Below are 13,750 nucleotides of genomic sequence, written 5' to 3' on the forward strand. Positions count from 1 at the left end.
GAGTAATCCGGAAGCGCATGCGCATGCTGACGGCCTTCACCTTCTCAAGATGAGCCGTGATTGCATGCTGTCGCAAATTTCCGAGCTGGAACTCCGCGAGCTCTACATAAAATTCCCGGTGCCGGCCTGCGTGCTCGACCGGGAGGGACGCTATATCGCGGTCAATGAGGAAATGGCCAGCCTGCTCGCGACTCCGGGCCCTGAACTGGTGGGACGCAGGGCCGCCCAGTATTTCGGCCCGCTGGCCGACGAGCGCATCGCCCGCGACTTCGCAACCTTCGACGCCGGCCGCTCGATTCCCAATCACGAGTTCCCCGCGCTCGGCCGCGTCTACATCGTCGCCTCGCGCCCGGTCCGGCGCGACTCCGACAACAAGGCCTTCGCCATCCATGTCGTTCTGGTCGACATCACCGACCGCAAGAGGCTGGAGACCCAGCTCGAAAACGCCAACCGCCAGCTCAGCGAGGCCAACCACAAGCTGACCGAGGCAGCGCGCACCGACGCGCTCACCGGCCTGTGGAACCGCCATGCGCTGGAAGAGCTGATGCCCTGGGAGATCGGCCGCAGCCAGCGCGACGGCACCCCGCTCTCGGTGCTGATGATCGATATCGACCGCTTCAAGAAGTACAATGACCGCTACGGTCATCTCGGCGGCGACGAGGCCCTGCACGCCGTCGCGCAGGCCATGGTCGGGGCCGCGACACGCCCCGGCGACATGGTCACGCGCTTCGGCGGCGAGGAGTTTCTGGTCCTGCTGCCCGGCACCGACGCGGCCGGCGCGCTCAAGGTCGCGGCCAACATCCAGCAGGCCATCGCGGCGCTCGCCATCCCGCACGAGGCCAGCCCCACGGGCTGGCTGACGGTGAGCATCGGCGTCGCCAGCCTGCCGCCGCTGGCCGCCTCGATCCCTGCCGGCGATCTGCGGACGGCGCTAATCGAGGACGCCGACCAGGCGCTGTATGCGGTGAAGCAGGGCGGGCGCAACGGGGTCCGGCTGCACGCGCCGGACGAGCGCGTCACCGGCGGCTAGACCGGGCGACGGGCGCGCGGCGACCCCGCGCCGCAATTTCCTGCGGGGGTAACGGAACGCCATCGGGAATCGTGCGTTTACAGCATGACGTTACCGGACGAGACGGACGCCGGGTGCGTTTTCTTATCCAGTTACCTCTGATGCACGGAACGGCGCGGGTATACCGAACGCATGGCGAGAACACCAACCGCACCGGCGGACGGCCTCCAGCCGTCACCCGATCCCGACTGGGCCCTGTTCCTCGATATCGACGGCACGCTCATCGACCACGCCGACCACCCCGAAGGCGTCACCATTCCCGATGATCTGCCGGACCTGCTGAGCCGCCTCCAGCTTGCGCTGGACGGAGCGGTGGCGCTGGTCTCGGGCCGCACCATCGACTGGATGGACCACCGCTTCGCACCTGCGCGGCTGGCCGCCTCCGGCCAGCACGGGGCCGAGATACGCCTCGCGCCGGACGCGCCGGCCGTACCCATCCCCACCCCGAAATGGCGCCGACCGCTGGAGCAGTCGCTCGACCGCGCGCTCTCCGCCTGGCCGGGCGTGTTCATCGAGCACAAGCCGCTCTCGCTCGCGGTGCATTTCCGCGCCGTCCCCCAGTTCGCCGACGAGGTGATGCAGACCGTGGTCGACCTCGGCAGCGGGCTCGACGGCAGCGTGGAGTTTCTCAAGGGCCGCTTCGTCATCGAGGTGCGCCAGGGCGGCCACGACAAGGGAACGGCGGTCGAGCAGTTCATGCGCACCGCGCTGTTCACCGGCCGCCGGCCGGTCTTCCTCGGCGACGACGTGACCGACGAGGACGGCTTCCGCGCCGTCCGCGCCGCCGGCGGCCTTGCCGTCGCGGTCGGCCCGCGCCCCACCGGGCAGGTCGATTTCCGCCTCGCCGGCCCGTCGCAGGTGCGCGACTGGCTGGTCCGCATTCCCGAACTGCTGGAGAAAGTCGACCCGTGAGTTCCTTTCTCGACCTCGCCGCCATCGGCAACGGCACCATCGCCGCCCTCATCGACGGCAATGGACGCATCGCCTGGTGCTGCTGGCCGCGCATAGACGGCGACCCGATCTTCTCCTCGCTGCTCGGCGGTACCGAGCCGGAGGCCGGCTTCTTCGACGTCCGGCTCGACGGGCAGGTCAAGGCGACGCGGCGCTACCAGCGCAACACCGCGATCATCGAGACCATTCTCGAGAGCGCCGACGGCGCCAAGCTGCGCATCACCGACTTCGCCCCGCGCTTCAAGCTCTATGACCGCATCTACCGGCCGGCCATGCTGGTGCGCCGCATCGAGCCGATCGGCGGCACCTGCCGCGTCACGGTGCGGCTGCGCCCGCATTCCGGCTGGGGCCAGAACCGCCCGACGCCGGTGCGCGGCTCCAACCATATGCGCTTCTCCGGCGACGACTTCACGCTGCGCGCCACCACCGACCTGCCCATCGTCTATGTGACGGAGGAGCGGCCCTTCGTGCTCAACCGCGCCGCCACGCTGGTCATCGGCCCGGACGAGCCGTTCGCCTCCAGCCTCGCCGACACCGCGCGCGGCTTCGAGGAGAAGACCCGCGACTATTGGTGGGAATGGGTGCGCTACCTCTCCATTCCCTATGAATGGCAGGACGCGGTGATCCGCGCCGCCATCTCGCTGAAGCTGTGCGCCTATGAGGAGACCGGCGGCATCGTCGCCGCGCTCACCACCTCGATTCCCGAAGCGCCGCACTCGATCCGCAACTGGGACTACCGGCACTGCTGGCTGCGCGATTCCTACTTCACCGTGCGGGCGCTCAACCTGCTCGGCGCCACCCGCACCATGGAAGACTACATCCGCTACCTGACCACGGTGATCGCCTCGGAGCCGTCGGGACGGCTGGCGCCGGTCTATTCCATCGTGCCGGGCGCGCCGCTGGAGGAGCATTTCGCCACCGCCCTGCCCGGCTTCCAGGGCATGGGGCCGGTGCGGGTGGGCAACCAGGCCGCCGAGCAGGTGCAGAATGACGGCTACGGCCATGTCGTGCTGGCGGCGGCGCAGATGTTCTTCGACGAACGCCTGCCCGGACGCGGCGATCGCGCGCTGTTCGAACTGCTGGAGCGCGTCGGGGCGCGGGCGGTCGAATTCGCCTTCGAGCCGGATGCCGGCCTGTGGGAGCTGCGCGGCCGGCGCCGGGTGCACACCTTCTCGGCGGTGATGAGCTGGGCCGCCTGCGACCGGCTCTCGCGCATCGCCCGCGTGCTCGACATTCCCGAGCGGGCGCAGTTCTGGGCCGACCACGCCAACGAGATCCGCACCCGCATCCTCGCCTTCGCGTGGAACGAGGAGATGGGCAGCTTCGTCGACGCGCAGGAGGAAGGCCAGCTCGACGCCAGCCTGCTGCTGCTCGCCGAACTCGGCTTCGTGCGGCCGGACGATCCGCGCTACGTCGCCACGGTGGAGACCATCGGCCGCGAGCTCAAGCGCAACGGCTACATGATGCGCTATGCCGGCGAGGATGATTTCGGCGTGCCTGAAACCTCCTTCACCATCTGTTCGTTCTGGTATGCGGGCGCGCTCGACCTGATCGGACGGCGCGAGGAGGCGCGGGAGATGTTCACCAGCCTGCTCGCCCGGCGCAACGAAGCCGGGCTGCTGTCGGAGGACATCGACAACCGCACGCTCGAACTGTGGGGCAACATCCCGCAGACCTATTCCATGGTCGGTCTCATCGACACCGCGATGCGCCTGTCCAAGACATGGGAGGAAGCGTTCTGGCGAGGCTCGTGATCGTCTCCAACCGCGTGGCCTCGCCCCGTGAGCGGGCGGCCAAGGCGGGCGGGCTGGCCGTGGCCCTGCGCGAGGCGCTGGGCAAGCATGGCGGGCTGTGGTTCGGCTGGAGCGGCGAGACCCAGGTCGACCCGCCCGACACGCCGAAGGTCTTCCGCTCCGGCCGCGTGACCTATGCGCTGCTGACCCTCGACCCGGACGACCAGCGCGCCCACTACGCCGGCTACGCCAATGGCTCGCTCTGGCCGCTGTGCCACTACCGGCTCGGCTCGCTGTCGTTCCGGCGCAGCGAATGGGAGGGCTATCGCCGGGTCAACGAGCACTTCGCCCGCGCCCTGCGGCCGCTGCTGCGCCCCGACGACATCGTCTGGGTGCATGACTACCATTTCATCCCGCTGGCGGCGGAGCTGCGCAAGCTCGGCTTCGAGGGGCGCATCGGCTATTTCCACCACATCCCCTGGCCGACGCCGGAGGTGTTCCTCAGCCTGCCCTCGCACGCCGCGCTGGTGCAGGACCTGTCGCATTACGATCTGGTCGGCCTGCAAACCGAGCACGATGTGCGCGCGCTGCTCACCTACATCTCGTCCGAGGTGCGCGGCTGGATCGCGCCGGGCGGCGTGGTCGGGCTGCGCGAGCGGCGATTCCGTGTCGCCGCCTTCCCGATCGGCATCGACGCCGACGCCTTCGTCGCCGACGCGCAGGCCTCCGTCGGCAGCGAGGAGGAGGAGCGCCTGAGCGCCAGCCTCGCCGGCCGCCAGCTTGCCGTCGGCGTCGACCGGCTCGACTATTCCAAGGGCCTGCCCGGCAAGTTCGCCGCCTTTGGCGAGCTTCTCAGCCGCTACCCCGAGCACCGCTCCAAGGTGACGATGATGCAGATCGCGCCGGTCTCGCGCGGCGAGGTCGCCGAATACCGGGCGCTGCGGCGCGAGCTGGAAGAGCTGGCCGGCGCCATCAACGGCGAATATGCCGAGTTCGACTGGGTGCCGCTGCGCTACCTCAACCGGCCGTTCCAGCGGGCGACGCTGGCCGCCATCTACCGCAATGCCCGCCTCGGCATGGTGACGCCGCTGCGCGACGGCATGAACCTCGTCGCCAAGGAATATGTCGCCGCGCAGAATCCGGAAGATCCCGGCGTGCTGATCCTCTCGCGCTTCGCCGGCGCGGCGGACGAACTGAGCGGTGCCGTGCTGGTCAATCCCTACGATGTCGAGGGCATGGCCGAGGCCGCCCATGCCGCCCTCGCCATGCCGCTCGACGAGCGCCGCGCCCGCTGGCAGGCTAACTGGGAGAAGGTGCACACCAACACCATCCATACGTGGTGCGAAACTTTCATCCACGAATTAGTAAATGCCATTGACCATTTCGACAGCCCGGGGGAGCCTCCGGGAGAAGGCCGCCGCGGATGAACCGCGCCGGCGGGTAACGTTGAGGGATCCCTGATGTGGCGCACTCCCGAACCTCCCGCCAACGAGGCCGCGCGGCTCGCCGCGCTCTCCGCCTGCGGCATCATGGATACGCCGCGCGAGGAGCGGTTCGACCGGCTGACCTGGCTGGCGCAGCGCTTCTATGACGCCGACGTCGCCTTTATAGGCTTCGTCGACGATGCCCATCAGTGGATGAAGGCGGTGACGTCCGACGCCATCCCCAGCGTCGCCGAGCGCCCCCAGACCGTGTGCCAGAGCATCGTCGCCACCGGCGAGCCGCTGGTGGTGGGCGACCTGCACACGGATGAGCGGTTCGCCGGCCACCCGGCGCTGCCCTTCATCACCCAGCACTTCTATGCCGGCGTGCCGCTGAAGCTGACGCCCGATCTGGTCATCGGCACGCTCTGCATCATGCGCGACACTGCGGGCGGCGCCGCGGCGTTCGATGTCGAGCCGCTGGAGGCGCTGGCGGCGATCGCGGTCGACGAGCTGGAACTGCGCACGCTCAACATGGAACTGTCCCGCCTGAGCCGCCTCGACCCGCTGACCGGGTTGGCCAACCGCCGGGCCTTCGACGAGGAACTGATGCGCGCCGGCGCCCGCTGCCAGCGCACCGGCGAGCCGCTCTCCCTGCTGCTGCTCGACCTCGACCGCTTCAAGTCGCTGAACGACACCTTCGGCCATCAGGCCGGCGACGAGGCGCTGCGCGGCTTCGGGCAGGTGCTGCGCGCCGCCGCGCGGCAGGACGACCTCGGCTGCCGCTATGGCGGCGAGGAGTTCTCGCTCATCCTTCCCGGCGCCAATGCGGCGGGCGCCGTCGAGGTGGCCGAGCGCATCCGCCATGGCCTCGCCGCGCGCGCCATCGCGCACCCCTCGACCGACATGCTGACCGTCAGCATCGGCGTGGCGACGGTGCAGGGCGGCGGCATCAACATCAACACGCTGATCGCCGACGCCGACGCCGCGCTCTACGAGGCCAAGCGCGCGGGCCGCGCCGCCATCGTCGCCGCCGCCGACGCGCAGGCGCTGCGCGAGGCGCGCCAGCAGCGCCTGCCCCGGCCGCCCGCCTGAGCGGACGGGAGGCTAGCGGCCGATATCGGGCAGCCAGCGCACGGAGAGGCCGAAGGCCTGCGCCCCGCCGGGTGGAATGTGGCTCAGCCCCGGCTTCTGCGTGAACTCGACCGGCGCGACCTGCGGCGTCGCATAGCCGGCCCACGGCTCGATGCACAGGAACGGCGCGCCGGGCTTCGACCAGAGGCCCAGATGCGGCATGCCGGGGAAGGCGACCTCCAGCCCCGGCTCGCCGGGCACGCCGTAGCGCACATGGTGCGAGCGCAGGTCGAGGAAGATCAGCGCGTCGCGCTCGAACATCGCGTCGGTCGGCTCGATGATGGTGTCGACCGCCGGATTGGCCTCGGTCGCGGTGGACAGCAGGCCGCCGACCGGCCGGTGGATCGGCGCGGTCTCCGCCTTCTCGAAGATCAGACGATGGCCGTCGCGGGTGCCGCCATAGGGCAGCGGCCAGCGGAAGGCGGGATGGAAGCCGACGCTCGCCGGCAGCGGCACGGCGCCGGGATTCTCCACCACCACCTCGACCGCCAGCGTCGCCTCGACCAGCGTGTAGGTGACGCGCAGGACGAAATCGAACGGGTACTGCTCGCGCGTCTGCGCGTCCGCCGCGAGGACGAAGCGCGCCGAGGCGCCGTCATGCGCCTCCAGCGCGAACACCCGCCGGCGGGCGAAGCCGTGCTGCGCCATCGGATAGGCGACGCCCTCGTGGACGAGCTGGTCGCCCGGCAGCCGGCCGACAATGGGAAACAGCAGCGGCGCCCGCCCGCTCCAGAAGGCGGGATCGCCGTTCCAGAGCAGATCGCGCCCGTCCCTGTCGGTGAGCCGGACCAGTTCGGCGCCGAGCGCGGCGACCTCCGCCTCGAAGAATTCCGACGTCAGCTTCACCGTGGCCTCGACCATACCAATCCCCGTCTCGACATCGCCTGCGATCAAGGTTAACCGACTCCGGGCGGAATTCAGATTCCGCAACGCAAAAAGCCCTACCTCCTTGCCAGTTCGCCGGGTGCTTTGATGTCCCAGACCCTCGGGCCTGTCGCCGCGCTGCTTCTGGGCGTGTTCTTCCTGGTGACGGGAAGCGGCCTGCAGAACACGCTGCTGCCGCTGCGTGGCGCCTTCGAGGGCTTCAGCGCCATCAATCTCGGCATTCTGGGCTCGTCCTATTATCTCGGCTTCGTGGTCGGCTGCCTCGTCGTGCCGCATCTGGTGCGCCGCTCGGGACATATACGCGCCTTCGCGGCGCTGACCTCCGGCGTCGTCGCGACGATGATCGCGCACCCGGTGTTCATCGATCCGATCTTCTGGTTCGTGCTGCGCGCCATCACCGGCTTCTGCTTCGCCGGGCTCTATCTGGTGATCGAGAGCTGGCTGAACGACCGCGCCACCAACCAGACGCGCGGCTTCGTCATGAGCGCCTATGTCATGGTCGACTATGCGGCGCTGACCGCCGGCCAGATGATGATCACGCTCTACCCGGTGCGCGGCTTCGAGCTGTTCTCGCTCGCCGCCATCCTGTTCTCGCTGGCGACGCTGCCGGTGGCGATCACCTCGGCCGGGCAGCCGGCGCCGATCGAGACGGCCCGCATCCGCCTCGTGCGGCTGTTCCGCGCCGCGCCGGTGGCGATGGTCGGCTGCTTCGTGATCGGCCTCACCAACGGCTCGCTGTGGTCGCTGGGGCCGATCTTCGGCATCGGGCGCGGGCTTACCGCCGACGGCGCCGCCACCTTCATGAGCGCCGTGGTGGTCGCCGGCGCGCTGGCGCAATGGCCGATCGGTTTCCTGTCCGACCGCATGGACCGGCGCCGCATCCTCGGCGCGCTCACCGTCGGCGCCATGCTCTCGGGCCTCGCCCTCGGGGCGATGCAGTTCGATCTCGTCGGGCTGAGCGTACTCGGCCTGTTCTACGGCGCGCTGTCGCTGCCGGCCTATTCGCTCGCCGCCGCCCATGCCTATGACCGCACCCCCGCCTCCGACGCGGTGGAGACGGCGGCGGGCCTGCTGCTGCTCTACGGCATCGGCTCGGTGATCGGCCCTGCCCTCGCCTCGCTCGGCATGCAGCATTACGGGCCCGGCGCGCTGTTCTACTTCACCTCCGGCGCCTTCGCCCTGCTGCTGCTCTTCGTCGTCTGGCGCATGAGCCTGCGCGAGAGGGAGCGCACCGTCGAGCCGATGAGCGAGCCGATAGCCTCGGCGCCGACCGGCACCGTGCCGCGCCCCGAGCCCGAACTCGGGCCGGTGTCGCGCTTCCGCCGCTGGCGCCGGCCGGCCCCGCCGGTCAAGCCGCAGCCGCGCCCGGCGCCGCCCTTGCCCTCCGGCAAGTCCCTGTCCGCCGGAAAGCCCCGTCCCGAGGCCGGCAAGGCCGGGCCCGCCAAGCCGGACGCGCCCGACACGGACGCGCCGGGCGGGGACTTCCCGACCGAGCAGGACGGGCGCTCCGACGGCGCCTGACGCACGCGGCCGAAACCTTCGGGCGCGCGCGCCGTTGACGGGCAGCAGAACGGGAGCCGGGGATGCTGAAATACGCCGCCATCTTCCTGATCGTCTCGATCATCGCCGGCGCGATCGGCATGACCGGCGTATCCGCGGTCGCGCGCCGCATCTCGCTGACCCTGTTCGCGCTGTTCATGCTCGGCTTTTTGCTGCTGGTCGGCCTCGCCCTGCTGGTCGACCGGGCGGTATCGGTGCCCTGACGCGGCCGCGCAAGAGCGCCGCGCGGCGCATTGACATACCGCAAGGGCAGAACGCCACCGCCGCATTAGCCTCCCCGAAACGAACCGAGGAGGACGTCATGCCGACCGAAACCGTGATCTTCGTCGCCGCCACCGTCGTCGCGTTCGCCGGCTTCGCGCTGGTGCTCGCCTATGTCGACGTGACCACGAAGACGACGCGCCGCAAGAACCACCCGCTCCCGGGCGAGTGAGCCGCGCGCCGGGAGGCGTACCTTCGCGCGCGCCCTCAGGCCGCCTGCTTCACATCGCCGGCCATGCGGACGGCCTCCTTCTCGACGGCAACGGTGCGGTTGGTCCAGCCCTTGCCGAAGGTTTCCCACGTGCCAAGCGAACGGTAATAGTCGAGCCGGCGCTCGGAAAAGGCGCGGACGATGTCCGCCGGCGCCCGGGTGGCGACCGCCGCGAGCGTGGCCGGCCCGACCGCGCCGTCCTCCTTGGCGCCGACGAGCTTCTGCAGCATCTTTGCCGAGCGCACCGGGCCGGCATTCACGCCGAAATCATAGACCACCAGATCGACTCCCGGCGGCAGCGCGTCGCAGTTCAGCGGGTTCCAGTAACGCACGCGGTAGATTTCCCGCGCCTCCTCCGGGGTGAGGTTGCGCACGTCGTCGACGCTGACCTCGGTGCCGCGCCACTCCGCCAGCGTCGCGAGGGTGATGCCCAGATTGGTCGCCCCGCCGGGGTCCTTGGGATGGTTGACGAAGCCGCCCTCATGCACCAGCACGATGTCGGCGCAGCGCTGGAACTTGGCCGCCTTGACAGGCTCCGGCGCCGCCGGCCGGCCGCCGTCGCCGCCCGGCCTGGCGCCGCCCGGGCCGGCGCGCTGCCCGCGTATGGCCTCGCCGGTCTGGTCGGCGAGCCGCTCCTGCATCTGGAAAGACGCCGTGTCCTTGGCGCGCGAGGAGGCGGACGAGCCGAGATGATAGCTCACCACGGTCGCGAAGGCCGAGACGAGGCCGCCGATCACGATGTTGATGATCTGGAGCAGCGGCCCGTCATTGGCGAAGGGCGAGGTCACGCCGGCCGGAACCGGCTGGATCAGCGCCCACAGGATCCAGAAGAAGCCGCCGACGACGGCGACGGAGATGACGACCGGCGCCCAGGCGAGCGGGTTGCGCGCGCTGGCGAGCGCCAGGAACATGCCCCGCGCGCCCTCGCGGTCCTTGTCGTCGCGCTCGCGATGGGCCATCGCCTCGGCCGCTGCCCGGCTCTCCCGCTCGATGGTGAGGCGCAGTTCCTCCAGCTCCGCCTGCCGGCGCGCCTCCTCGCCCTGGGCGGCGATGCGCGCCAGTTCCAGCCTCAGTTCGTTGGCGAGCTTGGGATCGGCGGCGAGTTGCTCCTGCGCCTGTTCCGGGCTGGTGGTGCCCGTCGCCTGCTGAACCGCCTTGGTGACGGCCTCGGCGATGGGCGCCGACTTCGGCCCCAGCGTCAGTTTGAGGATTTCGGGAAGAAGCGTACCGGCGAGCACGACGAACGGATTCATGGCAGCCCCCTATATTCAACTTTAAGTTGAATACGGAGTTACAGCACTGTCAAGCTGTCGTTTCGACAGGTTACCGACGCCGGTCCTTTCTGTACAACGGAAAACAAAGCAGACCGGAAGTTCGGCGCCGGTCTTGGATACGCCGCACGGTTCCCACGGCACGGGTCATCAAGGGAAAGAGATACAACCTATAGACGTATTTCGCCGAACCTGGGGCGTCGGGGCGAACCGGGAGCCGGAAGGTCAGCCGCCGCGCCGGGCGGCGTCCGACTTCCTGAGGACGTAGAGGATGCTATGGGCCAATGTCGGCCACCGGGAAAGCCAGTGATCCAGCGCCCCCGACGGGCCCTTGAGGATGTCGAAGGTGTAGCCGGCCCTGTCCTCAACCGTCAGGCCCGCACTCTCGAACATGTGGGTCCATTCGGCGGCGATGCCCATGCGCAGGTGCTTAAGGTCGACGCAGCGATCAAGCGCGACATTGACCGAGATGCTCGCCGCCCCGTCGGGCATCTTGCCCACCAGAAGCCGAAGCCGGCTGCGCCACCAGGCCAGATTGGGAATGGTGACGAGCAGCACGCCGTCATCGCGCGTGACGCGGGCGAGCTCACGGATGAACTCTTCCGTGTCGTAGATGTGCTCGATGACATCCATCGCGATCACCGCGTCGAATGAACCATCCTCGGCCGGAAAGGGCGACTCGCCGGAAATCCAGCGGGCCGTGTGGATTCCCCGGCGGCGCGCATGCTCTAGCGGGGCATCGGCGATATCCACGCCATGCATCTCAGCGATGCCGCAGGCCTGCTTGAAGAACTCGGCGTTCCGGCCGTCGCGGCAGCCGACATCGACGACCTTGTCCTTCCGGGGCAAAGCGGAAAGGTATCTCGATAGAAGGCTGCGCTTATGCCGCGTCCAGTTGAATTCCGCGGCGGCCTTCCGGTCGTCGCCGGCGTCGGCATAGAACGTCGCATTTCGACCCAGATTCACCATTCAATCGTCCCCTGGGTCGTCAAGAGGTCTGCTGGCCAGGATCGGCCACCGCCACCCACTTTGTTTCGCATCGCGGGAATATACGGCCGCGCCGCAAGCCCGTCGATGCGCCGAATAGGCCCGCCGCGTTGCCAATGGCGAAGCGGCCGGCTGCCGACCCCGGCACCTCCGGACACGAAAAAGGGCGGCCTGGGGCCGCCCTTTCCGGATGCACGGTACGTGCTACCTCAATTGTCGAGGAAGCTCCGCAGCTTCCTCGAACGGCTCGGGTGCTTGAGCTTGCGCAGCGCCTTCGCCTCGATCTGGCGGATGCGCTCGCGCGTCACCGAGAACTGCTGGCCGACCTCTTCCAGCGTGTGATCGGTGTTCATGCCGATGCCGAAGCGCATGCGCAGCACGCGCTCTTCACGCGGGGTGAGCGAGGCGAGAACCCGCGTCGTCGTCTCGCGCAGATTGCTCTGGATCGCCGCGTCGATCGGCAGGATCGCGTTCTTGTCCTCGATGAAGTCGCCGAGATGGCTGTCTTCCTCGTCGCCGATGGGCGTCTCGAGGCTGATCGGCTCCTTGGCGATCTTGAGGACCTTGCGCACCTTCTCCAGCGGCATGCCGAGCTTCTCGGCCAGTTCCTCCGGGGTCGGCTCGCGGCCGATCTCGTGCAGCATCTGGCGCGAGGTACGCACGATCTTGTTGATCGTCTCGATCATGTGCACCGGAATGCGGATGGTGCGCGCCTGATCGGCGATGGAGCGGGTGATGGCCTGACGGATCCACCACGTCGCATAGGTCGAGAACTTGTAGCCTCGGCGGTACTCGAACTTATCGACCGCCTTCATCAGGCCGATATTGCCTTCCTGGATCAGGTCGAGGAACTGCAGGCCACGGTTGGTGTACTTCTTGGCGATGGAGATGACGAGGCGCAGATTGGCCTCCACCATTTCCTTCTTCGCCTGCCGGGCCTCGCGCTCGCCCTTCTGCACCATCTGGACGATCTTGCGGAATTCCTGGATCTCCAGCCCGGTCTCGGTGGCGAGGGCGTGGATTTCCGAACGCAGGTCCTTGATGGCGTCGAGTTCCTGCCCGACGAAGCCCTTCCAGCCGCGCGAGGTCAGGTTCTTCACCCGCGCGATCCACTTGGGGTCGAGCTCGGAGCCCTGATACTGCTTGAGGAAGTCCTCTCGGGCGACGCCGAAGCTCTCGCCGAGGCGCATCAGCCGGCCTTCCAGCGACACCAGACGCTTGTTGATGTCGTAGAGCTGCTCGACGAGGTTGTCGATGCGTGCCTGGTTGAGCGACAGCGACTTCACGTCGCCGATCAGCGTGTCCTTCAGGCTCTTGTATTTGCGGTCCTGCGAGGGCGACAGGCTCTCGTTCTTGAGCTTGGACTCGACGTTCTGGTCCTGCAGGCGGCGCAGCTTCTTGTAGGCGTCGGCGATGCGGTCGAAGGTCTCGAGCACCTTCGGCTTGATCTCGGCCTCCATCGCGGCGAGCGACAGGGCGTTCTCCATGTCGTCCTCGTCATCGGCGATGGTCTCGCCGATGGTGGGCTCGCGCTCCTCCTCGCCGTCAGGCGCCAGCGAGCCGCCTTCGACGATGGGGCCGTTCTTCGCCTCGGGACCGGCATAGGTCGCCTCGAGGTCGATGATGTCGCGCAGGAGGACCTTGCCCTCCACCAGCTCGTCGCGCCAGATGATGATGGCCTGGAAGGTAAGCGGGCTCTCGCACAGGCCCGCGATCATCGCCTCGCGGCCGGCCTCGATGCGCTTGGCGATGGCGATTTCGCCCTCGCGGGAGAGCAGCTCGACCGAACCCATCTCGCGCAGATACATGCGGACGGGGTCGTCGGTGCGCTCGCCCGGCTCGGACTTGGTCTCGGAGCGGATGACGGCGCGCGGGCTGGCCTCGGCGATCTCGCCGCCGGACTCTTCCTCGTCCTCGGCCGCCTCGGTGGCGCCCTCCTCGCCCTCGGCCTCGGCTTCCGCCTCCTCGGCCTCGACGACGTTGATGCCCATCTCGTTGAGCATCGCGTAGATGTCCTCGATCTGGTCCGAGGTGTTCTGTTCGGAGGGCAGAACCTCGTTCAGCTCGTCATAGGTGACATAGCCCCGCTTCTTGGCGAGCTTGATCATCTTCCGGACGGCGGCGTCCGAAAGGTCGAGCAACGGGCTATCCGGGGTGTCGCCATCCTTCTCGGGGGCTTCCGTCGCTTCCGCTGCCTGCTTCGCCATGCGTGTGCTCCTCAAGCGCCGTGCGGCAAACCGCCCCGGCGGGCGACGGCTGTCCTTGCG

The 13,750-nt window shown here is 68.7% G+C and carries 12 protein-coding genes; 8 read left to right on the forward strand and 4 right to left on the reverse strand.

Going from position 1 to position 13,750, the window contains the following annotated elements:
* Positions 1 to 64 precede the first annotated feature (64 nt).
* From GBB76_RS06540 to GBB76_RS06560, 5 genes are all read left to right on the forward strand, one after another.
* The gene (locus tag GBB76_RS06540) at positions 65 to 1,030 is read left to right on the forward strand and encodes a GGDEF domain-containing protein (RefSeq protein WP_162375501.1); all 966 of its coding nucleotides are present in this window, start codon (positions 65 to 67) and stop codon (positions 1,028 to 1,030) included.
* Between the two features lie 171 nt (positions 1,031 to 1,201).
* Positions 1,202 to 1,981 carry a trehalose-phosphatase gene (otsB, locus tag GBB76_RS06545; protein ID WP_152302555.1) on the forward strand — a complete coding sequence of 260 codons (780 nt, stop codon included), beginning with the start codon at positions 1,202 to 1,204 and terminating at the stop codon, positions 1,979 to 1,981.
* Positions 1,978 to 3,774, forward strand: a complete 1,797-nt coding sequence (locus GBB76_RS06550; protein ID WP_152302556.1) for a glycoside hydrolase family 15 protein — start codon at positions 1,978 to 1,980, stop codon at positions 3,772 to 3,774. Before otsB ends, GBB76_RS06550 begins: the two co-directional genes overlap by 4 nt.
* The gene (locus GBB76_RS06555; protein WP_246669060.1) at positions 3,771 to 5,180 is read left to right on the forward strand and encodes a trehalose-6-phosphate synthase; all 1,410 of its coding nucleotides are present in this window, start codon (positions 3,771 to 3,773) and stop codon (positions 5,178 to 5,180) included. The genes GBB76_RS06550 and GBB76_RS06555 overlap by 4 nt, the downstream gene beginning before the upstream one ends.
* A 33-nt stretch (positions 5,181 to 5,213) precedes the next feature.
* Positions 5,214 to 6,269 (forward strand): sensor domain-containing diguanylate cyclase, encoded by a 1,056-nt coding sequence (locus GBB76_RS06560; RefSeq protein ID WP_152302557.1) that lies wholly within the window; start codon positions 5,214 to 5,216, stop codon positions 6,267 to 6,269.
* A 12-nt stretch (positions 6,270 to 6,281) separates the two neighbouring features.
* Here the strand turns inward: GBB76_RS06560 and GBB76_RS06565 are convergent, their stop codons facing one another.
* Entirely contained in the window at positions 6,282 to 7,202 is a 921-nt protein-coding gene (locus GBB76_RS06565; RefSeq protein ID WP_246669061.1) for an aldose 1-epimerase family protein, read from the reverse strand.
* A gap of 78 nt (positions 7,203 to 7,280) precedes the next feature.
* Here GBB76_RS06565 and GBB76_RS06570 point away from each other — a divergent pair, with 78 nt between their 5' ends.
* The 3 genes from GBB76_RS06570 (at position 7,281) to GBB76_RS18915 (ending at position 9,186) form a co-directional block, all read left to right on the forward strand.
* Entirely contained in the window at positions 7,281 to 8,714 is a 1,434-nt protein-coding gene (locus GBB76_RS06570; protein ID WP_152302558.1) for an MFS transporter, read from the forward strand.
* Positions 8,715 to 8,776: 62 nt separating this feature from the next.
* A complete protein-coding gene (locus tag GBB76_RS06575) occupies positions 8,777 to 8,956 on the forward strand; it encodes a DUF1328 family protein (RefSeq protein WP_152302559.1) in 180 nt (59 codons plus the stop codon).
* Between the two features lie 98 nt (positions 8,957 to 9,054).
* Entirely contained in the window at positions 9,055 to 9,186 is a 132-nt protein-coding gene (locus GBB76_RS18915) for a hypothetical protein (RefSeq protein ID WP_256366651.1), read from the forward strand.
* A 35-nt stretch (positions 9,187 to 9,221) separates the two neighbouring features.
* On the opposite strand, the gene GBB76_RS06580 is transcribed toward GBB76_RS18915, so the two are convergent.
* The 3 genes from GBB76_RS06580 to rpoD all read right to left on the reverse strand — a co-directional run bounded on the left by GBB76_RS06580 (position 9,222) and on the right by rpoD (position 13,690).
* Positions 9,222 to 10,478: a glycosyl hydrolase 108 family protein gene (locus tag GBB76_RS06580; RefSeq protein ID WP_152302560.1), complete on the reverse strand. Its 1,257-nt coding sequence runs from the start codon at positions 10,476 to 10,478 to the stop codon at positions 9,222 to 9,224.
* A gap of 243 nt (positions 10,479 to 10,721) precedes the next feature.
* On the reverse strand, positions 10,722 to 11,465 hold the full coding sequence (locus GBB76_RS06585) for a bifunctional 2-polyprenyl-6-hydroxyphenol methylase/3-demethylubiquinol 3-O-methyltransferase UbiG (protein ID WP_152302561.1): 744 nt from the start codon (positions 11,463 to 11,465) through the stop codon (positions 10,722 to 10,724).
* Positions 11,466 to 11,692: 227 nt separating this feature from the next.
* Positions 11,693 to 13,690, reverse strand: a complete 1,998-nt coding sequence (gene rpoD / locus GBB76_RS06590) for an RNA polymerase sigma factor RpoD (protein WP_152302562.1) — start codon at positions 13,688 to 13,690, stop codon at positions 11,693 to 11,695.
* Positions 13,691 to 13,750: the final 60 nt, after the last annotated feature.

Origin of the sequence: Ancylobacter sp. TS-1, from assembly GCF_009223885.1 — a bacterium.
Taxonomy (GTDB): domain Bacteria; phylum Pseudomonadota; class Alphaproteobacteria; order Rhizobiales; family Xanthobacteraceae; genus Ancylobacter.

What these genes read in the sequence shown, in the direction of transcription:
- GBB76_RS06580 (WP_152302560.1), bottom strand. Translation starts at nt 10,478, where the DNA reads ATGAATCCGTTCGTCGTGCTCGCCGGTACGCTTCTTCCCGAAATCCTC.
- otsB (WP_152302555.1), top strand. Translation starts at nt 1,202, where the DNA reads ATGGCGAGAACACCAACCGCACCGGCGGACGGCCTCCAGCCGTCACCC.
- GBB76_RS06575 (WP_152302559.1), top strand. Translation starts at nt 8,777, where the DNA reads ATGCTGAAATACGCCGCCATCTTCCTGATCGTCTCGATCATCGCCGGC.
- rpoD (WP_152302562.1), bottom strand. Translation starts at nt 13,690, where the DNA reads ATGGCGAAGCAGGCAGCGGAAGCGACGGAAGCCCCCGAGAAGGATGGC.
- GBB76_RS18915 (WP_256366651.1), top strand. Translation starts at nt 9,055, where the DNA reads ATGCCGACCGAAACCGTGATCTTCGTCGCCGCCACCGTCGTCGCGTTC.
- GBB76_RS06540 (WP_162375501.1), top strand. Translation starts at nt 65, where the DNA reads ATGCTGTCGCAAATTTCCGAGCTGGAACTCCGCGAGCTCTACATAAAA.
- GBB76_RS06570 (WP_152302558.1), top strand. Translation starts at nt 7,281, where the DNA reads ATGTCCCAGACCCTCGGGCCTGTCGCCGCGCTGCTTCTGGGCGTGTTC.
- GBB76_RS06560 (WP_152302557.1), top strand. Translation starts at nt 5,214, where the DNA reads ATGTGGCGCACTCCCGAACCTCCCGCCAACGAGGCCGCGCGGCTCGCC.
- GBB76_RS06585 (WP_152302561.1), bottom strand. Translation starts at nt 11,465, where the DNA reads ATGGTGAATCTGGGTCGAAATGCGACGTTCTATGCCGACGCCGGCGAC.